The organism is Sphingobacterium sp. R2 (genome assembly GCF_040760075.1).
In the GTDB taxonomy this organism is placed as follows: domain Bacteria; phylum Bacteroidota; class Bacteroidia; order Sphingobacteriales; family Sphingobacteriaceae; genus Sphingobacterium.
This window is the reverse complement of sequence record NZ_CP142884.1, coordinates 4,594,112-4,616,868: the sequence shown is the minus strand read 5'-3', so window position 1 is coordinate 4,616,868 and position 22,757 is coordinate 4,594,112. Positions and strand designations below refer to the sequence as shown.

The 22,757-nt window shown below is 39.4% G+C and carries 21 protein-coding genes; 14 read left to right on the top strand and 7 right to left on the bottom strand.

Annotation, left to right across the window (positions count from 1 at the left end; genetic code table 11):
* Positions 1–60: 60 nt before the first annotated feature.
* Positions 61–405 carry a hypothetical protein gene (locus VXM68_RS19380; RefSeq protein WP_367209742.1) on the bottom strand — a complete coding sequence of 115 codons (345 nt, stop codon included), beginning with the start codon at positions 403–405 and terminating at the stop codon, positions 61–63.
* A 94-nt stretch (positions 406–499) separates the two neighbouring features.
* Positions 500–2,281, bottom strand: coding sequence for an ABC transporter ATP-binding protein (locus VXM68_RS19375; protein ID WP_367209741.1), 1,782 nt, complete (start codon positions 2,279–2,281; stop codon positions 500–502).
* 181 nt (positions 2,282–2,462) lie between these two features.
* Here VXM68_RS19375 and VXM68_RS19370 point away from each other — a divergent pair, with 181 nt between their 5' ends.
* The 4 genes from VXM68_RS19370 to yajC are packed head-to-tail and all read left to right on the top strand — an operon-like array spanning position 2,463 to position 5,385.
* Positions 2,463–3,542, top strand: coding sequence for a Glu/Leu/Phe/Val dehydrogenase dimerization domain-containing protein (locus VXM68_RS19370; RefSeq protein ID WP_294182569.1), 1,080 nt, complete (start codon positions 2,463–2,465; stop codon positions 3,540–3,542).
* A gap of 60 nt (positions 3,543–3,602) precedes the next feature.
* Positions 3,603–4,550, top strand: a complete 948-nt coding sequence (nusB, locus tag VXM68_RS19365) for a transcription antitermination factor NusB (protein ID WP_294182567.1) — start codon at positions 3,603–3,605, stop codon at positions 4,548–4,550.
* Positions 4,551–4,579: 29 nt separating this feature from the next.
* Positions 4,580–5,041 (top strand): DUF1573 domain-containing protein, encoded by a 462-nt coding sequence (locus tag VXM68_RS19360; RefSeq protein WP_182331274.1) that lies wholly within the window; start codon positions 4,580–4,582, stop codon positions 5,039–5,041.
* 26 nt (positions 5,042–5,067) lie between these two features.
* A complete protein-coding gene (gene yajC, locus VXM68_RS19355) occupies positions 5,068–5,385 on the top strand; it encodes a preprotein translocase subunit YajC (protein ID WP_293954907.1) in 318 nt (105 codons plus the stop codon).
* Between the two features lie 284 nt (positions 5,386–5,669).
* On the opposite strand, the gene VXM68_RS19350 is transcribed toward yajC, so the two are convergent.
* The gene (locus tag VXM68_RS19350) at positions 5,670–5,870 is read right to left on the bottom strand and encodes a helix-turn-helix transcriptional regulator (RefSeq protein WP_293954908.1); all 201 of its coding nucleotides are present in this window, start codon (positions 5,868–5,870) and stop codon (positions 5,670–5,672) included.
* Between the two features lie 691 nt (positions 5,871–6,561).
* Here VXM68_RS19350 and VXM68_RS19345 point away from each other — a divergent pair.
* Genes VXM68_RS19345 through VXM68_RS19335 form a run of 3 tightly spaced genes read left to right on the top strand, consistent with a single transcriptional unit; the run spans position 6,562 to position 9,062 of the window.
* Positions 6,562–7,512 (top strand): CdaR family protein, encoded by a 951-nt coding sequence (locus VXM68_RS19345; protein ID WP_294182562.1) that lies wholly within the window; start codon positions 6,562–6,564, stop codon positions 7,510–7,512.
* Positions 7,513–7,522: 10 nt separating this feature from the next.
* On the top strand, positions 7,523–8,098 hold the full coding sequence (coaE, locus tag VXM68_RS19340; RefSeq protein ID WP_367209740.1) for a dephospho-CoA kinase: 576 nt from the start codon (positions 7,523–7,525) through the stop codon (positions 8,096–8,098).
* A gap of 4 nt (positions 8,099–8,102) precedes the next feature.
* Positions 8,103–9,062 (top strand): exonuclease, encoded by a 960-nt coding sequence (locus VXM68_RS19335; RefSeq protein WP_367209739.1) that lies wholly within the window; start codon positions 8,103–8,105, stop codon positions 9,060–9,062.
* 145 nt (positions 9,063–9,207) lie between these two features.
* Here VXM68_RS19335 and VXM68_RS19330 read toward each other — a convergent pair whose 3' ends face one another.
* Positions 9,208–9,612, bottom strand: coding sequence for a hypothetical protein (locus VXM68_RS19330; protein ID WP_294182556.1), 405 nt, complete (start codon positions 9,610–9,612; stop codon positions 9,208–9,210).
* A gap of 224 nt (positions 9,613–9,836) precedes the next feature.
* Between VXM68_RS19330 and dinB the strand changes: the two genes are divergently transcribed.
* From dinB to VXM68_RS19295, 7 genes are all read left to right on the top strand, one after another.
* Entirely contained in the window at positions 9,837–10,934 is a 1,098-nt protein-coding gene (gene dinB, locus VXM68_RS19325) for a DNA polymerase IV (protein WP_367209738.1), read from the top strand.
* Positions 10,935–11,076: 142 nt separating this feature from the next.
* Positions 11,077–13,203 carry a DPP IV N-terminal domain-containing protein gene (locus VXM68_RS19320; protein ID WP_367209737.1) on the top strand — a complete coding sequence of 709 codons (2,127 nt, stop codon included), beginning with the start codon at positions 11,077–11,079 and terminating at the stop codon, positions 13,201–13,203.
* A gap of 209 nt (positions 13,204–13,412) precedes the next feature.
* Positions 13,413–14,219: a beta-carotene 15,15'-monooxygenase gene (locus VXM68_RS19315; protein WP_294182551.1), complete on the top strand. Its 807-nt coding sequence runs from the start codon at positions 13,413–13,415 to the stop codon at positions 14,217–14,219.
* 15 nt (positions 14,220–14,234) lie between these two features.
* Complete coding sequence (locus VXM68_RS19310; protein ID WP_367209736.1) at positions 14,235–15,392, top strand: 1-deoxy-D-xylulose-5-phosphate reductoisomerase; 1,158 nt, start codon at positions 14,235–14,237, stop codon at positions 15,390–15,392.
* Positions 15,393–15,407: 15 nt separating this feature from the next.
* Positions 15,408–16,733 carry an RIP metalloprotease RseP gene (gene rseP / locus VXM68_RS19305; RefSeq protein ID WP_367209735.1) on the top strand — a complete coding sequence of 442 codons (1,326 nt, stop codon included), beginning with the start codon at positions 15,408–15,410 and terminating at the stop codon, positions 16,731–16,733.
* Between the two features lie 253 nt (positions 16,734–16,986).
* A complete protein-coding gene (locus VXM68_RS19300) occupies positions 16,987–17,190 on the top strand; it encodes a YwbE family protein (protein WP_293954928.1) in 204 nt (67 codons plus the stop codon).
* A gap of 248 nt (positions 17,191–17,438) precedes the next feature.
* Positions 17,439–17,810: a response regulator gene (locus tag VXM68_RS19295; RefSeq protein ID WP_293954930.1), complete on the top strand. Its 372-nt coding sequence runs from the start codon at positions 17,439–17,441 to the stop codon at positions 17,808–17,810.
* 35 nt (positions 17,811–17,845) lie between these two features.
* Here VXM68_RS19295 and VXM68_RS19290 read toward each other — a convergent pair whose 3' ends face one another.
* From VXM68_RS19290 to VXM68_RS19280, 3 genes are read right to left on the bottom strand one after another with little or no spacing between them, the layout of a single operon-like run.
* A complete protein-coding gene (locus tag VXM68_RS19290; protein WP_293954932.1) occupies positions 17,846–18,058 on the bottom strand; it encodes a hypothetical protein in 213 nt (70 codons plus the stop codon).
* 25 nt (positions 18,059–18,083) lie between these two features.
* Positions 18,084–19,550 carry an efflux transporter outer membrane subunit gene (locus VXM68_RS19285; protein ID WP_367209734.1) on the bottom strand — a complete coding sequence of 489 codons (1,467 nt, stop codon included), beginning with the start codon at positions 19,548–19,550 and terminating at the stop codon, positions 18,084–18,086.
* Complete coding sequence (locus tag VXM68_RS19280) at positions 19,550–22,702, bottom strand: efflux RND transporter permease subunit (protein WP_367209733.1); 3,153 nt, start codon at positions 22,700–22,702, stop codon at positions 19,550–19,552. The genes VXM68_RS19285 and VXM68_RS19280 overlap by 1 nt, the downstream gene beginning before the upstream one ends.
* Positions 22,703–22,757: the final 55 nt, after the last annotated feature.

The window sequence follows — 22,757 nt, the reverse complement described above, 5'->3', positions numbered from 1 at the left end:
AAAAAACAATAACATGGAGCATCTATGATGGGAAGGTGCTCCATGTCTTTAAAATGCCTATTAGATCATATTGAACCATTCCTGGTATTTTTCACCAATGAAGGGGAGTGGTTTCCGCTCTCCGGAAAATGCGGACATTAATCCTAGTATAAGAGCAATAAGTAGGAGCAATCCAACAATACTAATGGCGATTCCGCCAATACCCGGAATAAAACGTAACAATCCCAAAGCCATTCCTGTTACTGAAATGCCTATACTTTGTCGGATATGGAATTGCGCTAAAGCAGTCTTTTCCTTGTTGTTCATGATGATGGCTGCAACAAGGCCGATGATGGTTAAGTAAGAAATAATAGCAATTGTTTTTCCGTCATTTGACGTAGCCTTCTTCATAGGGGTTCTCTCCATGATCCTTTATTGTAAAATGTTTGACTTAAATATTTAAGACAAATTTAGGAGAGATATCCCTTCTATCCTTTAGCTGAATTCAGGGATATTTTATTTATCCTTCGACACTTTCCAGTAATTGCTTTTCATGGAGTTCAAAATATTCACCTTTTTTCTCCATCAATTCAGCATGTGTACCCTGTTCTACAATTTCGCCTTGATCCATCACCAATATATGGTCTGCATTCTTGATCGTCGAGATGCGATGGGCAATAAAAATACAGGTCTTGCCTTTCATGATGCGGCTTAGCGAACGTAGAATTGTTTCTTCTGTTTTTGTATCCACGGCGGAAAGACAGTCATCAAAAATCAATACTTTGGGTTCCTTAATTAAAGCGCGTGCGATGGATACCCGTTGTTTTTGTCCACCGGAGAGGGTAATACCACGTTCCCCAACGGCAGTTTCAAATCCATCTTCAAAAGCTATAATATTGTCGTATACAGCGGCATCTTTGGCGGCCTGTTCCACTTGTTCCTGTGTAAAGTGGTCTAAACCAAAGCCTATATTATTGGCAATGGTATCTGAAAATAGGAAAACATCTTGTGGGACAAATCCAACTTGTTGGCGCAAGCTTTTGAAATCAAGGTTTTTAATTTCTAGACTATCATAATGAATACTTCCTTTGTCGATATCATACATCCGAAGGAGTAAGTTGGCCAGCGTGGATTTTCCGGAGCCTGTTTTTCCGATAATAGCAAGTGTTTTGCCGATCGGAATTTGGAACGATATATTTTTAATCGCCTGAATACCTGTTTCGGGATAGGTAAAGGAGATTCCATCAACCCTGATCTCACCCGCGAGTTCTTTGGTAGCTGTTCCGTTAACAATAGGAGATTCCGTTTGAAGGAATTCGTTGATGCGTTTTTGTGAGGCCGCAGCACGTTGTACCAATGAGGTAACCCAAGCCAAAGACATGGCCGGGAAAGTCAACTGGTTGACATAGATGATAAACTCAGCGATGTTTCCGGCAGTTACTGTTCCTTTGGCAACTTCAATTCCACCGATATAAATGGTGATTACCGTACTGAGCCCAATAAGCAATAGAATAAGCGGAAAGAAAACAGCCTGTACTTTGACGAGATCAAGAGCCGTGTTGCGGTAAATGGTACTTTCCTTCTCAAATTCCTGCATTTTATTTTGTTCTCTGGTATAGGTCTTGATGACGCGGATACCTGCAAAAGTTTCCTGCACGAAAGAAGAAAGCTTCGCCAGTTGTTTCTGTATTTTTAAGCTACGCTTGTTAATAATCTTGTTGACAAATAAAATAATAACCGATAGGACCGGTATTGGCGCCAATGCATAAGTAGCCAAGCGTCCATTGACACTATACATCGCATAGATGACCATGATCGATAAAACTACCGTATTGATCGCATACATGATGGCGGGGCCTAAGTAGTTACGTACCTGATTGACATCTTCGGTGGCTCGGCTCATGAGATCTCCGGTATTGTTCTTCCGAAAGAAACCGAAGTTTAAATCTTGGTAGTGATTATAGATCTCATTTTTGAGGTCGTATTCAATATAGCGCGAGGTTAAAATAATCGTCTGACGCATAAAGAATAAAAATATGCCCCGCAAGAGCGACAGTAGGAGGACGACGAAACCAAAAAACAGGAGGCTGGTGCCAAATACCTTGTAGATGAGTTCCTGTCTGTCGAAACCATCAAATAGACGGTATAGATAGATGTTTTCCTGTACCAAATCAAATGCTTCGCGGATTACCTTTGCAGGCAATACCCCGAAATAGTTGGAGATGATAACAAAAATAACCCCTGGAACCAGTTTCCAGCGGTATTTATAAAAGTACTTATTTAAGTAGGCGAGATCCTTCATATTACGAATACAAAAGTAGGACTAATTCATCAAAATGCTTTACGATTTAAGTGAATTTACTGTCATTCGGAAATCAAATGTTAAGTCTTGGATAAAAAAAGTTGTTATGCACAACGAATAATTTTCCTACTTTTGCATCAAGTACCTTAAAAAATTAAAACAAATTAGAGTAGTACATTTTATGTCAACATCTCAAAATTCTATTTTTGAATTGATGAGCCAGTCTGGCCATCAAAACTTATTTTTCTGTAATGATGAATTAGTGGGCTTGAAAGCTATCGTTGCGATCCATGATACAACCTTAGGGCCAGCGATAGGAGGGGTTCGTATGTTACCTTACGAAAGTACAGAAGAAGCTATTGAGGATGCTTTACGTTTATCCAAGGCCATTACGTATAAATCAGCCATCACTGGATTGAATTTAGGCGGTGGAAGTGCTGTTATTATTGGGAATAGCCGTTTGGACAAATCTGAGGTTTTATTGCGGCGTTTGGGCCAGTTTATTGAAGGATTGAATGGTAATTTCATTGCTTCTTTGGATGTAGGTACCACACAACGCGATTTAGAACATATTTATACCGAAACTGACCATGTTGCTGGTTTACCAAAAGCAATTCATGGCAGTGGTGTCGGTGATCCTTCGATCTTTGCAGCTCAGGGTGTTTATTTTGGTATAAAAGCCTGTTTAAAGGAATTGTACGGATCGGAAAATGTTGCTGGTAAAAAAGTTATTGTGCATGGCGTCGGTGGAGTTGGTGAGCGTTTAATTGCAATGTTACGTGAAGAGAATGCGCGTGTATATGTCAGCGATATTACGGAAGAAAAAATGTTGAAAGTAGCGGCCAAGTACAAAGCTGAGCCAATACCTTACGGTGAAGTATTTGATCACGAATTTGACGTATATTCTCCCTGTGCATTAGGTGGTACGGTAAATCCAGAATCCGCGCAGAAAATGCAATGTAAAATTATTGCCGGTTCGGCGAATAATCAATTGAAAGACGAACATGTTACAAGTTCTATCCTTCATGAAAGAGGTATATTATACGCCCCTGACTATTTGATCAACGCCGGTGCATTAATTGGCTGTTATTCGGAAATTCAAAATTATGGCGTAGATCACACTGAATTTGTGATCAAAAATATTTATAATGCGACTAGAGACGTATTGAAAAAATCAAAAGAAGAGAATATTTCTACTTTTGAAGCGGCTAATCGCATCGCGGAGAAGCGTATCCAAGATATTAAAAAAATCAAGCGATAGTCTTCATCCCAAAATCGTTCTTATTTATTATTTTATAAAAAAATCGTTCTTTAAATTACTATGTTAAACAGGAGACACCTGAGGGTAAAAGTAGTGCAAACGCTTTATGCGTACAGTCTTTCAGAAGATAAAGACATCAAAACATTTGAGAAAGCACTATTAAAAAATGTGGATGAAGTTTATGAGATGTATATGTGGACACTGAATCTTTTAGATGAAGTATCTGATTATGTCTTAATAGATGCAGAGGGTAGGGCTAATAAGTTTTTACCAACTGAAAAAGACTTGTCTTTAACGACCAAGTTAAGTACAAACACTTTTATTGAGTCATTGAGACAAAATCCACAATATGGAGAAGGTGTCAAAAAATATAAGATTTCCTGGAGCTTTGATCCGGAGATCGTGCGCACTGTATTTTTGCAGTTAAAGGATTCTGAAGCTTATTTGGAGTACTTGCAACAAGAAGATCGCTCGATCGGTACGGAAAAGGATATCATCAAGCATATCTTTAAAAAGATCATCTTAAAATCGCCGGTTATTGAGCAGGTTTTTGAAGAAAAATTCATCAACTGGCCGGTGGATAAAGAAGTATTGCAGGCTTTGATCGCGAAGACTTTTAAGAATTTTAGTTCTGAAGATCCACGAAAAAATAAACTTGCAGAAATTACGCAAAATTGGAATGATGATAGCGACTATATTATTGCATTGTTGGGTAAAACAATCCGCAATACAAATGAGTATCAAAAGCTTATCTCGGAGAAAACCAAGAATTGGGAGTCAGATCGTATTGCTTTAATGGATACATTATTGATGCGTATGGCAATATGTGAGTTGGTTAATTTTCCATCGATTCCTGTAAAAGTAACAATAAATGAGTATATTGAAATTTCTAAGGTATTCAGTACATTGAAAAGTAATACATTTATTAATGGTATCTTAGATAAAATATTGAGCGATCTGAATCAACAGGGAAGAATCCAGAAGGCAGGTCGCGGTTTAAAAGATTAAAACCAAACGCGCATAAATAATTTATACGAATGAAAAACTTTGGCAAATATTCAGTTTTAGCGTTGTCGGCAGTACTTTTATTTTCTTGCGGAAATGCACAAAAGGGAAAAGAAGAAGGAACCAAGACAGCGACTGAAACAGCAGCTGCAGATAGCCTTTCTAAGGCAGCGGCACAATTGGGAAAAGTAGAATTTGAAGAGTCTGCATTTGATTTCGGTCAGGTAAAGGAAGGCGCACAGGTAAAACATACCTTTGTGTTGAAAAATTCGGGTGATGCACCTGTTATTATCTCGAAAGTGACTGCTTCATGTGGTTGTACACAGCCTGAGTTTTCGAAAAGTCCTATTTTGCCAGGTGGAAAATCTGAGATCCATGTAACTTTCAATAGTGAAGGACAAGTTGGTAAACAGCAGAAGATCATTACGATTCAATCCAATGCTTCCAATGGCTTAACAACGGTGCAGCTCAAAGGCGAAGTATTAGCGAAATAACACATTATTAAAAGATATAATTACAAATGAACACAGTATTATTACAAGCAGCGGGTGGCAATTTGATGAGTTTTCTACCAATGGTTTTGATTATCGTGGTATTTTATTTCTTCATGATTAGACCGCAGATGAAGAAGCAAAAAGATCACAAAAAATATATCGAAGAACTTGGTGTAAACTCTAAAGTAGTAACGACAGCTGGTATTCACGGCCGTATTGTAGAAGTATCAGACACGACTTTCTTAGTAGACGTAGGTTCGGGTGTAAAAATCCGTTTTGACAAGTCAGCAATCGCGTTAGATGCTTCTAAAGCTGTTAACAACACAGAGAAGAGCGCTTCATAAGCTTTTTCGAGAAAGAAATAAAGCCAGTTTTCTACGAAAACTGGCTTTTATTACGCTCTTAACAGTACCGACTGTTAAGAGCGTTAATATATTGTTATGATAAAAATGCTTTAGACTACTCCACAATAAATGAAAAGAGAAAAATGCAATGAAGCTGCCTGTTTCATTAGAACACGGCACTTTCTGATGCGGTTTCCTGTAAAAATAGGGTTTGCATGTTTCTAAGTTAGCTTAATTTTGAGATAAGAGAAATTTGGCATCATACTGTTCTGTATCTTTTTTCTTTATTCCATATCAAGAATGTCTCCGGGCTTGCAGTCCAGTACTTTGCAGATGGCCTCTAAGGTTTCAAATCGGACACCTTTAGCCTTGCCCGTCTTTAAGATGGAAAGATTGACAAGGCTCAAACCGACTTTCTGCGATAATTCTGTCAAAGACATTTTACGCTTGGCTAAGACAACATCTAAATTAATTATAATGGGCATGTTTAATTAAATAAAGGATTCATTCTCCCTACGTAAAGCGACGCCTGATTTAAAAGCTGCGCCAAAAGCCAATAATACTAAACCAATAACTGTCTCTGTATCGAAAAGATGTGCTCCATTGTGTAGCACATAGTTCGAATTATTTAAACTTAATTTTGTAATACAATTAAGGAAAAATTCCTGTGTAATCCATCTCATAACAGGCAAAAGCATTAGGCAGAATGAGCTAAAAACGATTAGTGAAGCATTTTTATCGGTAAAAAATGTTTTATTACTGAACGATTTAAAAAGTTTCTGAACAACGAGAATTAATAAACCAATTAGAATCCAGTAACACAACTGTGCGGTTTGATAAAGAATAGATGAGAATGAAAGTAACTCTCTCGGGGATTGAAATCTCAGCTGAACTAAGCCCTTGCCTTGATACGGATTGATGATCAATGTGTACTATTTATTTGAGTTATCAACCTATCTTTTGGTTTTGACCAAATTTTAAGCACCTCTTATTTGAATAGATGCATGCGATTGTTTTTTACGTTGGGTGAGGGTGTCTGCCCTTACGAACAGTCAAGTGCTCTTCCTTAACAAAGGTGTTCATGGATTTTTTTGGTGGCAAGTGAGTTGTCGGTCGGCACGTAAGTTTTTATCTACCTATGGGCTGATTTTTACGCAAATTGATTAAGTTTGTATCATGGCGAATACAGTTCGAATAAATAAGATCCAACGACGCAAGATTAATATCTTCATACGTTGTGTTGGAATTTCGTTGTTAGCTTGGCTATTATTTTCGATCTCCAACCAATATACTGTATCCGTCAAGGCGGCAATTGAATACGTTAATCTGCCAGAGAAACGAGCGTTCCACCCGCAGCAGTCTGATACTGTAAAAGTTAAGCTCGAAATGACGGGATGGCAATTTTTATTTTCAAAAGCTACTTTGGAAACACCTAAAGTTCAGGTCGACCTAAGCTCATTAAAAACCAAAGATTGGGTCGTTTTTTCTAATCAGCTAGGATTTATAAATCGGCAATTTCCACATGAACAGCGGGTCGTGTCGGTCAGTCCCGATACTTTGTTTTTTGATTTTTCGAAACAGACACAACGTAAAGTGCCTGTAAATCCCCTAGCTAATATTTCATTTAAACGGGGATACGGTTTTATCGCTGAAACCAAAGTTACACCAGCTTATGTTACCATCACCGGGCCTTACGAGGATGTTTCGGCAATTGAGTACTGGGAAACCGATACCGTCCGGGGGAAAGACGTGGAGACTGATGTACGAACTGTTGCAAATCTGGCGAGAAATCAAAAAGGGAATATCAATGTTTATCCAACGTCTGTTGAGGTGCTGATGCCAGTAGGTGAATTGACCGAGAAAGTAATCGAATTACCTGTCAAGGTGGAAAATGGACAAGGTTATAGTTCGGTCAGGCTTAGTCCAAGTAAAGTTGTTGTCACGGTATTGATGTCCGTGAAAGATTACAATAGATATACGTCGCGCGATTTCGAGGCAGTGGTAGACCTTTCAGATTGGGAGAAGAATCAGGTACAGTACTTACCCATTTTATTGACCAAAGTTCCTGAATATTGTCAGATAATCAGTATTGTGCCGCAAAATGTAGACTTTTTTGTACGTAAATAACGATACTTTCATGAAGATTGGAATAACAGGCGGAATTGGATCAGGTAAAACTTTTATCTGCAAACTATTTAAAGCCATGGCAGTACCGGTTTATAACGCGGATGAGGAAGCTAAAAAACTGATGAATACCGATATTCGGATTAAAGAACGCTTAATCGCGGAATTTGGAGCGGAGACTTATCCGGACGGGAAGCTGGATCGAGCTTTCTTAGCTCAACGTATATTTTCGGACAGCGCGAAGCTCGAACTTGTGAACGGAATTATACACCCTATCGTTATACAGGAGGCCAAGGAATGGGCAGCACAACAAAAATCCCGTTATACACTCAAGGAGGCTGCTTTACTCTTTGAAAGCGGTTCTTATAAGGATCTTGATTATACTATTCTGGTTACGGCACCTTTATCCGTACGTGTTCAACGTGTTATGAAACGCGATAAGGTTACGGAAGGACAGGTCATGGAGCGAATTAATAAGCAACTCGCTGACGAAGAAAAGTTAAAATTGGCCGACTTCGTCATCGTCAACGATGGTACCACACCACTATTGCCACAAGTGTGGAATCTACATCAAAAATTTTTAAAATAATAGTATGTCTATAATATTGCCTGACTTCTTTGTCAGAAAGCCAGAAGGTTATTACTGCCGTTACGGTGATTTTTTTATCGATGCCAGCAATCCGGTTATGCATAATGTCGTATCTCATGCCCATGGCGATCATGCGAGCTCAGGGCACGATTATGTGTATGCTACCCATGCGACAACTTTGTTTATGAGTCACCGTTATAAGCAAAATCGCAAAGACTCCTATCAGGCTAAATTATATAACAGTTCTTTTAAACTCGGTGCTGTCGAGATTACGTTAATACCGGCGGGACATATTCTCGGGTCGGCACAGATTCTTATGGAGTATATGGGCGTGCGATATTTGTATACCGGGGATTATAAATTACAGTTGGATGAGACATGTGAACCGATCGAAATGCATCAAGCTGATGTATTGATTACCGAAAGTACCTTTGCAAATCCAGTTGTCATCCATCCTGACCCAGCCGAGGAAATCAAAAAATTAAATGGACATGCGAGTAATATCCTGTTGGGTACATATGTGCTAGGAAAGGCACAGCGGATCACCGATTTGATCAATAGGTATTGTCCGGATAGAAAAGTGCTCGTGCATAGTGGTATACTGCCATACCATCGCCTTTACGATCAGCACGGCTTAAAGAAATTGTCCTACCAGCCTTATAACAGGAAGGAAATGAAACAGGGCGAACAGAATAAAGTTTATCTGGTCCCCCCAATGACATTTAATAGTTACTTCAGAGCGACCAAAGTATTGCGGGCGTTCGCCTCAGGGTGGAAGCGCCTGCAGGCACAGAACGATATCGAACTCTATATATCCGATCACGTGGACTGGAACGACATTCTCCAGTATATACAAATGGTTGATCCTAGGGAAGTATGGACACTCCACGGTGATGGAACGATTCTGAGAAGTTATTTTGATGATAAATTGATCGTCCGCGACGTCTTTCTCGCGCAAGCGTAAGTCTTTCAGTGCTGAATATAATCGGTAGGGTAAACCCACGCTAAGAAAATGGGGCAACTTATATATTTTGGCGTATCTATAACAGCACCATAGAACTGATTTCGACTGCTCATTTGAAAACTTTGCTGTATGACCAGCGAAGTTTCTATTTCATATTAACAATCTTGTCTACAACATAGACAGTATTTCCGCGCCAAGGAAGCACTCCATGATACTCTTTGTAACGTAAATCAAAATATTTTCCACTGTTTAGCTCCAATTGTTGGAAAACTGAATCGTCTTCGATAGAAAATTCAAATTGATTGCTGGCTATTCCTCCAGTCTTTATGCTTCCAAATCCTTCTTGGATGAGCTTGCCTTCGTAGGTCTTAAAAATATTACCTTTTCTTACAGCGTAATTAAGATAGCCAGACTTGACCCCCTCACCGAATACATAATAATATTTCCAGTAGGCATATGAGCCAACCCCAACGAGTATAAAGAGGATCAGGATGAGCAAAATTTTTTTTAATCCAGATTTCTTCTTTTGTTGTTCAGGTATATTTTCCATTATGCATTTGAATTAAAATGGTTTGAAACAATTTGTAAAACAATTGGAAATGTATCCTTTGGATACCCTATTGTATAACTTCATCTAAAGATAAATAATGAACGTCATAAATGCTAATGATTTTTATTTTAAGTCAATGAAAAAGGTGATATGTTGAATACTAATTCTCTTAGTTATTTTGTCCTTGATGCGTGCTGTTATGCTAATTTTTGTAAATTTGTCCAATGGACTCAGACCGGGCATATCGCAAGATCATTCATTTGGATATGGACGCATTCTATGCGTCTGTAGATCAGCGCGACTTCCCCGAATATCGGGGGAAGGCAATCGCTGTCGGCGGATCTCCAGATGGGAGAGGGGTGGTTGCGACAGCAAGCTATGAAGCAAGAAAATTTGGTGTCAGATCTGCTATGAGCTCAAGAAAGGCTCTGCAACTGTGCCCTCATATCATCTTCACTTATCCTCGTTTTGATGTGTATCGCCAGGTTTCGTATCAGATTAGGGAGATTTTTCTACGGTATACGGACTTAATTGAACCACTTTCTCTGGATGAAGCATATTTAGATGTTACAGTGGATAAACAGGGGATCGGTTCGGCAATCGATATTGCCAAAGCGATTAAAGCAGCTATAAAGGACGAACTGAACTTAACGGTTTCTGCTGGTGTGTCTGTTAATAAATTTGTAGCGAAAATTGCTTCAGATATGGATAAACCCAATGGTTTGACATTTATTGGTCCTTCTAAGATAGTCAAGTTTATGGAGTCATTGCCCGTAGATAAATTTTTTGGCGTAGGGAAAGTCACTGCGAAGAAAATGCACCAACTTGGACTGTTTACAGGGCTTGATTTAAAAAAACAGCGTGAAGATGATTTGGTCCGTTGGTTTGGAAAGACAGGTCATTTTTTTTACCGTATTGTCAGAGGTATTGATGACCGTCCAGTCGTTCCTAATCGCAGCAGTAAATCGATTGGTATTGAGGATACTTTTGAAGAGGATGTAGAAGCATTTGAAGAGTTAAACAGCATTTTGCATCGACTCTGCAAACAGTTGTGGTTTCGTATTGGAAAAAAGGAAGTTTCTGGACGAACGTTAACCTTGAAAGTTAAATATGCGAATTTTGTGCAGCTGACACGTAGCACAACCATAGAAAGTAGTTTCGACTCCGAAGACAAAATTTACGCGACAGCACATCTTTTGTTAAAAAAGGTTGAGCTGCTAAATAAGGTGCGGCTATTGGGAGTTTCAATATCCAACTTTGTGGAAGAAACTGATTTTCCAAAAGAAGGTATACAGCTAAACCTTTTTGAACATCCTACTTAATCAAATAATCCGCACTATTATTCAACTTTTGATAAGCTGCAGAATATACAGGATGTGAATTAAGCTTGTTACAGGCAAAATCATCGTTATTTGTCACAATTCTTTATCTTAGCCTCAATATAATAAACATATCCAAAAAGTAATGAATACGGTATCAAGAATCCTCTTAGGTGCGTCTATCGTTTTTTTTGTGCACGAGACTGGTGTTGCGCAGAAGAAATTGGATTTTGCGCAGTCTTGGGGGCAAAAGCAATCTTTGACTGTTCGCACCAATCAGTATCCTGGCTGGGCAGACGGAACAGCTTACCTGGAGAATGATGTAAACGATGGTCGTTTGTATCAAGTCAACATTAAATCAGGCAACAGAAGTATTTATACCATTCCTGCTAAAGAAGGAACGGTTGTCTACATTGATAAGAACGATATCTTCCTAAAAAGCAGTGATGGAGCCGTAAAGAAGTTGACCAATTCGCCTGACATTGCTGAACAAAACCCAACCTTGTCGCCAGATGGTAAATATGTGGCTTTTACCCGCAAAAGTAATTTATACAGCGTAGATGTGGCGTCAGGAGAAGAGACGCAATATACACATGATGGTACTGACGTCATTTACAACGGTTGGTCATCTTGGGTGTATTACGAGGAGATTCTTGGGCGTCCGACAAAGTACAAAGCTTTTTGGTGGTCTCCGGATAGTCGTAAGATAGCATTTATGCGATTCGATGATACAAAGGTTCCGATGTTTCCTATTTATTCGTCAAAAGGTCAGCATGGTTATCTCGAAGAAACAAGATACCCTAAAGCGGGTGACCCTAATCCAGAAGTCAAAGTCGGTATAGTTCATCTTGAAGGGGGGAAAGTGACGTGGGCTGATTTTAACGAAAAAGACGATCAGTATTTCGGTCAACCTTATTGGGCCTTTGATAGTAAAAATCTAATGGTACAGTGGATGAATCGGGATCAGAACAATTTAAAGTTTTATCAGGTCGATCCGAACTCTGGTTTAAAAAAAGAAATCTATGATGAGCGTCAGTCTTCGTGGATCAATTTGGATCACGATGAGGGTATAACTTATCTTGCTGATAATAAATATTATATATTAAAATCAGACAAGTCAGGTTGGGCTCATTATTATCTTTATAAATTGGACGGTACTTTGGTAAATCCCATTACCTCTGGTGAATGGCAGGTTACTGAATTGAAGCGGATCGATGAAAAAAACAAGGTGATCTATTTTACTGCACGTAAAGAAAACTCAGCGCGGTCTGATCTTTATCGTGTGGATTATTCGGGTAAAAATCTCAAACGTCTGACTTTTGGTGAGTACTCACACGACGTTAGTGTATCGCCTGATGGCCAGTATTTTATTACTAAATATTCTAATGTAAGTACACCAGATAGATTTGCATTGTTGGATAATAAGGGTAAGGTCGTTAGGCAATTGGCAGATAGCAAAGCAGCAGATTTTGCTTCCTATACGTACGGTAAAACCGAATATTTACATATTAAATCGGATGACAGATTGTTTGATCTTCCCCTGACAATAACTTATCCGACAGATTTTGATCAATCGAAAGTTTATCCAGTTGTTTTCAGTATCTACGGTGGACCCGATGCTGGAACAGTGAAAGATACCTGGAAAGGAACAAACAACCAATATTGGGCTAATGAAGGAGTGATTCAAGTCTCCGCAGATCACCGTGCTTCGGGGCATTTTGGCAAAAAAGGTGTGGCCTATATGCACCGTAATCTTGGGCATTGGGAGATTATTGATTATTCAACCATTGTCAAATGGTTAAAATCGCAGCCTTGGGTGGCTAAAAACAAGGTGCTAATCACAGGCCACAGCTATGGGGGATACATGACATGTTTAGCGATGACAAAAGCCGCTGATGTATTTGATTTCGGTATTGCAGGTGCGCCTGTAACGTCTTGGGATCTCTATGATAGTCATTACACAGAACGATGGATGGATACACCGCATGACAATCCGGATGGATATAAAGCCGGATCTGTATTGACTTATGCTAGTCGTTATAAAGGTGTGTTGCGTATTATGCACGGCGATATGGACGACAATGTACATCTGCAGAATACAATCCAGCTCGTCGATAAATTGACTGATCGAGACGTTCCTTTCGAATTGATGATTTATCCCGGAAGCCGGCATGGATTTGACCGATCGAAAAGCAAATATGATTTTAATGAACGTGCGCGTTTTTACTATCAATATTTACTGGAAAAGCCGCTTCCAAAAGAGTTTAAATAAGCCGAATTAAGGTAAAAATATAACTTCCCCTATCACTTCGATAGGGGATTTTTATTATACGGAGTATTTTCGTTTATTCACATTGCCAAATATTCTTCATCGGGCCCTTCTTTATGTTAAATATGACAAAAAAAGTGATTTTTCTATATGTGTAAATTGTTGAAAATTAAAAAATATGGCATCTTTGTAGAAGTTTATTTAAAGATAAAATGATTCAATTCCTAAAGGAAAGTACTTTTGCCGTTAATGAGGTTTTTAATAAGTCATTGGAGTTGCTGAAAAAGCATTATTTTTCTGTTGCCGGACTTTGTTTTCTGTTATTTGTGACTTCTGGACTCTCCAATTATCTCGCAACATCGATTAGTGATTTCAATGTAGTGTTGAGTGGTTTTATGGCGTTTTTTTTCATGGTAATGTATTTCGGATTGAACATGACTTTGTTTAAGTATATTTTGAGTCTGATTGATGGAAACCATGATAAGAAGCTGATTCAATGTATCCCAAGTTCAAAAGAGCTGGTTTACTTTTTCGGAGCTATGCTCAGTATTATGGTGCTTTCAATAATGCTCTTAATGTTATTGGGAGCAGTTTCTTTACCCTTCCTATATTTGTTTGAAAACGGTGAAAACCGTGTGGAGCTGATGAGCAAGTTTACAATGTTTGTCGTTTTTGTGGCAGCCATATTGACCTTTCTCCTAATCATAAGAGTGGCATTTTATCCGTTCTTCATTATTGATAAACACGCGGGAACTTTCAAATCTTTGCGTTTTAGTTTCGCACTGACAAAGGGTAACGTGTTCAAACTGTTGTTGATTTTGGCTGTGTTTGCTTTCTTTCAGTTGCTGCAGATGTATTTTAATTTTCTAGAATATTACATAATTTTTATTATTTTGAACCTCGTTAGTTCTTTTTTGGTTGTACCTTTAGCTTGCATTGTCGTTTCGGTAGCTTATCGTTCAATGATGGCCGATTACCATGGTGGAGAGGACCCAGAGATTTTAAAAAATATATTTTAATAAATAACAAAGGTTTTGAATAAAAAAGGAATTGCCATTTTAGGGGCAACGGGAAGTATAGGCACGCAAGCCTTGGATGTTATAAGAGCCTTTCCTAATAAATTTGAAGCAGTCGTTTTGACATGTGGTAGCAATGCAGCATTGTTAATTCAACAGGCTTTGGAGTTTAAGCCCAAAGCAGTTGTTGTAACGGATTCCCTTCAATATGGTTATGTCCAGGATGCCCTAAAAGGGCATAATATTGCTGTTCTTTTAGGTGAAGTGGGGTTGGTTGAAGTGGTTCAATATGAAGATGTTGATATTGTTTTGAATGCAATTGTTGGATCTGCCGGATTAAAGCCTACTGTGAAAGCGATTCAGTCCAAAAAGGATATCGCTTTGGCTAACAAGGAAACGCTGGTTGTCGCTGGCGAGCTGATTATGGCTTTGGTGCGTGAATATGGCGTTCGAATGCTACCTGTGGATTCAGAACATTCGGCAATTTTCCAGTGTTTGACCGGAGAGGAGCATAATCCAATAGAGAAAATCTACGTTACCGCTTCTGGCGGGCCTTTTAGAGGTAAAAGTAGAGCTGAGCTTCGCTGTGTTACCAAGGCTCAAGCATTGAAGCATCCCAATTGGTCTATGGGAGCCAAAATCACCATTGATTCCGCTTCTTTGATGAATAAAGGCTTAGAAGTCATTGAAGCAAAATGGCTTTTCAATTTGTCCATAGATCAAGTCGATGTCATTGTACATCCTCAGTCTATTGTCCATTCCCTGGTTCAGTTTCAAGACGGTTCTATGAAAGCGCAAATGGGCCTGCCTGATATGAAATTGCCGATCCAATATGCGTTGACATACCCAGCACGTTTCGAAAATAATTTTGAGCGTTTTAATTTTATGGACTATCCAACACTCAGTTTCGAAAAAGCAGATTTGGAAACCTTCAGAAACCTGGCTCTTGCTTATGAGAGTTTACGGACCGGTGGCAATAGAAGCTGCGTCTTGAATGCCGCTAATGAAGTGGTTGTAGATGCGTTCTTGAAAGATCGAGTTGGTTTTCTGGAGATGAGTGATGTGATTGAACAGACACTGGATCAAGTAGAATTTATTGCAGCCCCAACGTTGGATGATTATCTGGAAACGGATCGTATAGCAAGATTAATAACAAAGGAAATAATCAAAGATTAAATTTAAAAAGCATACATGGGTGTTTTAATTATGGTCGGACAAGTGATTCTAGGCTTGTCAATTTTAATTGTTCTACATGAGTTAGGACATTTTTTAGCAGCGCGTGCATTTGGTATCAAGGTAGAAAAGTTTTATTTGTTCTTTGATGCTTGGGGAGTGAAATTGTTTAAATTCAATTATAAAGGATGTGAATATGGTATTGGCTGGTTACCATTAGGTGGTTATGTCAAAATTGCTGGGATGATCGATGAGTCGATGGATACGGAGCAATTGAAGGGCGAACCACAGCCATGGGAATTTCGGTCAAAACCAGCTTGGCAACGTTTAATTGTTATGCTGGGCGGTATTATTGTCAATATTGTAGTCGGTGTTATCGTTTTTTGGATGCTGACTTTTAAAATGGGCAATACAGATATCAAAATGGACCAGCTTGTAAACGGTATTGTGCCGGGATCTATTGGGGAATCCATTGGCTTGAAAGCTGGAGATAAAGTCATTTCAATTGATGGTCACCGTGTCGAAAATTATTCCGAGCTGATCAGTTCTAAAGTATTGATGGGGGGAGTTACCCTTGCTGTTGAACGTGGTGGTGTGACTGAAGATGTCAAAGTTCCAGCCGATTTATTAAATACGCTTTCTGACAAAAAAGGCGAGAAGTTTATTGAGCCCCGAATTAAGACGACCAGCATAGCGGAAGTAGCGCCAGGTTCAGTGGCGAGCAAAATGGGTTTTGTGAAGGGAGATAGCATTATTGCCGTAAATAATATACAGGTTCCTTTCTTTGACCAATTTAGAGCACAGATAAAAGCGAATATCAATAAAACTGTAACAATTAAAGTCGTACGCAAAGGTAATGAAGTTTCCTTGCAAGGAAATGTCCCTGCAGATGCCATGCTTGGGTTTGGTATTAACCGTGATTATTCCATCAAATCTTTTACAACGCAATATACTTTGACAGAAGCATTTACAATTGGTGCAAAGAAGGCTTTTACAGTGATTACCGATAATGCCAAAGGATTTGGCAAAATTTTTAAAGGCGAAGTGCGTGCTGATAAAGCCTTATCGGGTCCTATTGGTATAGCTACTTTGTTTGGTACTGAGGTGGATTGGATCCGTTTTTGGTCTTTGGTCGGAATGTTGTCGATGGCATTGGCATTTATGAACCTATTGCCTATTCCAGCGCTGGATGGTGGTCACGTATTATTCTTATTGATTGAAATGATACAAGGTAAGCCATTGAGCGAAAAATTTCTGGAAAAGGCGCAGATGGTTGGTTTCTTTATTCTTTTGGCCTTAATGGTATTTATATTCGGAAACGATATTTTTAAGCTATTTAAATAGCTCAAACGATCGCCAGCCGAAGCTGACGGCATGTATCTCATAGAGTAAAGGGGGGCTTTGAATTTGGCCCCCCTTTACTCTATGTTATAGGTACGTTTAAAGAAGAAGGTTTCACGTTCTATAATTATCTGCTAGCTGATTTATCCCTTTATATGTTTTCATCGTATATATTTAAGCCTTAGGATGAAGATTTTTACAACAATAAATTCTCTATTTGTATTGCATTTGAAAAACAAATTTTCTAAGTTTGGTCATGGATGGAAGAAATAGAGCAGATATAAAGCCTGGTATGTTGGTGAATATCATCTTAAAAAAAGATCAACGTACTGGAAATCTTACAGAGGGGATTGTGAAGGACTTGTTGACCTCATCCTCTTATCATTCGAGAGGAATTAAAGTGAGATTGATGGACGGCCAAATAGGAAGAGTGGCCGAAATTATTGAAGATGACTTTTAGCAGGTGTTTTACTGATCTTCCGCTCTTTTTTATTTAATCTTTTCTCGTACTATTGATACTGAAAATTTTGCTGCCTATGATGTCCTTTTGAATAAATTCATGTAAAGACTTTGAGTTATTAATAGTGGGCATTTTGAAATAAAACTTGAATAATGACATTATTACCACTAAATTGTTTCTTTATTTTTTATTTTATTACATATTTATATAATATTGTTTTTATAATTACTAAATGACTGTTTTTTCAAATGGATATAAAAAATAAATGTACGATTGTCTATGCTGATGATGCGTTAATTCATCATATACTGATGCGTGCTATGACTCAATCTCATTTATTGAATTTGGTTTATTGTGCTTCTAATGGGATGGACTTAATTGACTACCTCCATGACAACGGACATGAGCTTCCTCAGATATGTATACTGGATCTACATATGCCCGTGCTAAACGGAATAGAAACGGCTAAAATAATGAAAGAAAAGTTCCCTTCCGTCAGGATATTCGGTCTAACATCGAGCAGTGATGAAAATGAACGTATGAAAATGCGGGACGCTGGGGCAGAAGAGATTTTTTCAAAGGAGCAGATGCCTTTATTAATGAAACAACTTGCTTCTTGAATATAAAAAGCTGCACAAAAAAAGCCTAACATCTGTCAGGCTTTTTCTTTGGTTTCTAAAGCATCCTTGAATTTTAACAACCTAATCCAGGACGGACATTTACTTAAGTCTTTTTTCCATAAGCTTACATGGATAAAGCTTGTGCTTAAGAAGCGTTGAACGTCAAAGACTTGCATGTCTTGCTGTATTTCTAGCGTATCAGGCAGATCTTTGGATCTAAAATATTCTTGTAATTCCTCTGGAGTCATACAACAAAGGTAAAGTTTTAAATCTTTATCTCCAACCTCCGCCAAGCGCGCGGTAAAGATCTACAAATGCATCCAAATGCTGCTGTCTTAACTCCACAAGATCGAGGTCACTGTTTAATGCATTGCTTTGCGCTGTAATCACCTCTAGGTAAGTAGCATATCCGCTTTTAAAGAGTAGGTTCGCATTTTTGACCGCAAGTTGCGCATTATCCACTCTTTCTTTTGCCAGAGATAACTGTTCACGTTGTTTGTCTACTGTAACAACTGCGTTAGAGACTTCGGCTACTGCCTCCACAACCTTTTGCTGAAACTGAATTTCGGCCTTATCTCGTTCCAATTTGGCTACTTCGTATTGTGTTTTTAATGTTCTGTTTTTGAAAATAGGTGTGGTCAAATTTCCAGTTATTCCGCCGAGTAATGCTCCAGGGATATGGAACCAATTTTTTGGAAGCATGCTATTAACGCCTAATACGCCACCAATAGTTAAGGATGGATAACGCATGGCTTGTTGGATATTAACGTTCGCATTGGCAGCCATCAATTGGAGCTCAGATGATCGAATGTCAGGTCTATTGCGAAGAATCTCTAATGGAGAACCGAGGGAGATGTTTTTGCTCTCGGCGAAGAGATGTTCGTAAGAAGTACCTCTATTGATACTGTCTGGTAATTTTCCGGTGAGCGTCTGAAGGGCATTTTCCTGAATGACAATTTCTTTTTCCAGTTCAGGCACAAGGGATGCAGCCAATAGGCGTTGAGATTGTGTCTGTTGGATCGCCAAAGCGGTGATTTCACCAGCTTCATATTGTAACCTGATCATGTGGAGCGTACTATCATTTAATTGCACGTTACGCTTAGCGACTTCTATTTTAGCATCAAGCATCAGAAGATTGAAATAGCCTTTTGCTACCGAAGTTATAATGGAGGTTTGTACAGCGTTTTTTGCTTCCTCCGTATCCAAATATTCGGCCAATAGCTGCTCTTGTTTGCTTCCTATCTTCTTCCAGATATCTATTTCCCAATTAAAGTTAATGTCTGAGCCAAACATTGACTGATAGACGAACATATTTTGAGGTGCTTTTTCACCTTTTTGGTCATAGTATTTGGTCAGTGGGCCGCTGCCAAAATTCTGCGACCGCCAAGTCCGGTTTCCATTGGCGATAGTTGCATGTATACTTGGTAGGTAATTTGCCCTATTTTGTGCTAATAGCCGGTTTGAAATCTGCAGGTTAAGCAGGGCGGTCCTCATCTCAAAATTGTTTGACAACGCAGAATCAATTAATAACTTCAACGTCGGATCGTGGAAGAAAGATTTCCAATAAATTAGTCCCATACTTGAAGTGTCTCCGAAGAGGTCTAGTGTATCGCCACGAAAATTTTCAGGAAGTTTTACTTTGGGCTGCACATAATCTTTTCCTACTTTACAGGCGTTCATCATTCCTAATAGGCCTATGATTATACCGATTCCAGAAATGTATTTTCTTATGTTTTTCATTATTCTTCCTCTTGTTTAGCTAGTTTATCATGTAGTTTTTCATCCAGGCTTTTAAATACAACAAATAATACCGGGATGATGAAGATACCAAATGCTACGCCAAAGAGCATACCGCCGGCGGCGCTGAAACTGATTGAGTGATTGCCGATGGCTGATGGCCCTACCGTCCACATTAGTGGTACTAGACCGGCAACAAATGCCAAACTGGTCATCAAGATAGGCCTTAATCTAAGTTTGGACCCATTGATGGCCGCTTCGACGATACTCTTACCATTTTTGCGTTCCTGGACTGCGAATTCTACGATCAAAATTGCGTTTTTGGCCAAAAGACCAATCAGCATGATGAGCCCTACCTGAACATAAATATTGTTTTGAAGTCCCACCAAGTTGATGACAGCGAAAACGCCGATAAGTCCCACTGGTATCGACAATAGTACTGCCCAAGGAAGGATATAGCTTTCATATTGAGCCGAAAGCAGGAAGTATACAAAAAGAATACTAAGTGCAAAAATCAGCACGGTCTGTGAGCCAGATTGGCTCTCTTCGTAGCTCATGCCTGTCCATTCAAATCCATAATTCCCAGGAAGATTGCTATCGGCCATTTTTTGGATAGCCTGCATAGCATCATCTGTACTGTAACCGTCGGCTGTGGTAATATTTACAGCGATAGCATTGTACAGATTATAACGGGTTATGGTTTCGGGTCCCACCGTCTTTTCTAACGTCAGGAGGGTATTTATAGGAACCATTTCACCTTTGCTGTTCCTTACAAAAATTGAATTGAAAGATTCGGGATCTTTACGAAAATCGAAATCGGATTGAACATAAACGCGATATTGGCGGCCAAATCGATTAAAATCACTCGCTTGTACACGGGCAAAGTAAGATCTGATGGTGGACATGAGATCTTTGATATCGACGCCCAACGATTTTGCTTTCACAGCATCAATATTAACTTCGTATTGCGGGAAGTTTGATTTGAAGCTTGTGTAGGCGCTTCGTATCTCTGGTAAGGTATTTAATTGGTTGATAAATGTGTCGGCAATAGTGTTAAAGTCTCTGATATCGCCACCCATACGATCCTGAAGAATCATTTCAATGCCGGCAAAGTCCCCAAAACCCTGCACAGTAGGGCGAGGGAATACTGTAAACGTGGCTTCATTAATCTGGGATAGATCTTTTCTGATGGTATCCATAAAGGCATTGATATTCTGGATATGCTCACGCTTGGCGTGCGGTTTTAGGGTAATGTAACCAGCAGCAAATGCCGGACTTGAACTGCCATCTAGGGCATTAAAACCTGAAACTGTCGTCATTCCATTGATATCCTCCCTTTTCTTTAGAATACTATCGGCACGGTGAAGTACCTCTGTCGTCCGGCTCAAAGAGGCACCAGGGGGGAGGGCTATATTGTACGTGATAAAACCATCGTCTTCGGTCGGAATGAAACTTTTAGGGGTGTTGATCATAAAAAATGCGCCAAGTGCAGTAATCAAAATTAAACCTGTCCAAGCTATTTTTTTGTTCTTGATGAGGACTGTTACCACGGCAACATACCGCAAAGTAATTCTATCAAAAGACGTATTAAACGCCTTAAAGAACCGGTTTTTAAACTGATTTATCCTGCCGGTTTTTTGATCGTTGTTATGTTGTGGCGTTTTAAGCAGGAGTGCACATAGCGCAGGGCTTAGAGTCAATGCATTGAGCGCTGAAATCAGAATTGCCGTTGCCAGCGTGTACGCAAACTGTCGATAAAATATTCCAGCCGGCCCTTCCATAAATCCAACGGGCAAAAATACGGCGGCCATGACCATAGTTATTGACAGAATGGCGCCTGTAATTTCGGACATTGTCGATAATGTCGCAGCTCGGGCTTTCAATCCTGTGCTGTGCATCTTTTCGTGAATCGCCTCAACGACAACGATCGCATCATCCACCACAATTCCAATGGCTAATACCAAGGCAAACATGGTTAGGACATTCAGTGAAAATCCAAAAAGTTGCAGAAAAAAGAACGTTCCTATCAGGGATACCGGGATTGCAATAGCTGGAATCAAGGTAGATCTAAAATCTTGTAAAAAAATAAATACAATAACAAATACGAGAATAAAGGCTTCAAAAAGTGTGTGTTCGACTTGGTTGATCGATTCGTCGATCTGATCCCTTACCGAGTATGTCACTTCGTAGTGTATGCCTTTTGGAAATGTTTTTGATTGTTCTTCGAGTACTTTTCTGACGGCTATATCGATATCATGAGCGTTAGAGCCACTAGTCTGTGTTAGATTGAGGGTTAGGCCCGGATGCCCATTTACCTTATTATCGCTACTTAGATTTGTCGCTCCGAATTCTATTCTTGCGACATCTTTTAGATAGAGTACTGATCCATCTTCATTGGTCTTGATCACAATATTTTGGAATTCCTCCGGCGTTGTGAAGCGCCCTTTATGACGGATCACAGTCTCAAAGGCTTCGTCTGAGGTCTCTCCAAATTTACCAGGAGCGATCTCAAAATTCTGATCTTTTATTGCGTCAGTGACATCCTGTGGAACCAAGTTGTAAAGGGCGAGCTTTTCAGGATTTAACCAAAGTCTCATGGCGTAATCCCTAGCCCCTAGGCGGGACACTTGAGCTACTCCGTCTACGCGCAGTAAAGGCCGCATCAGGTTAATCTGTGCAAATGCCTGTAGAAAAGTTTCGTCATAGGCGCTATCTTGATGATCAGAGTATAAGTTGATGGTCATGATGACACCGGTTTGACGTGGCATGACCGTGATACCTGCTTCATTTACTTCCGCGGGAATCGCGCTAATGGCTTTGGAAATCCGAGTCTGTACGTTAACTGACGCAATGTCTGGATTGGTCCCTGTTTTGAAATATACAGAAACACTCCCAGACCCTGAGTTGGAAGCAGAGGATTTGATGTAAGTCATATCCTCTACACCATTAATGGCTTCTTCGATAGGTAATAAAACACTTTTTGCCACTGTTTCAGCATTTGCTCCAGGATAACTAAGTGAAACAAGTACACTGGGTGGGGCGATTTCTGGAAAGCGCGAAACAGGCAGCAATTTTAGGCCTACTAGACCTAAAATAACCAATATAATGGAAACCACCGTGGCCAATACGGGTCTATTTATAAATGTTTTAAGCATATATATAGAATTTTAAACATGCAACTTTCAGTGCTCAGTATCACTGGCACTGTAG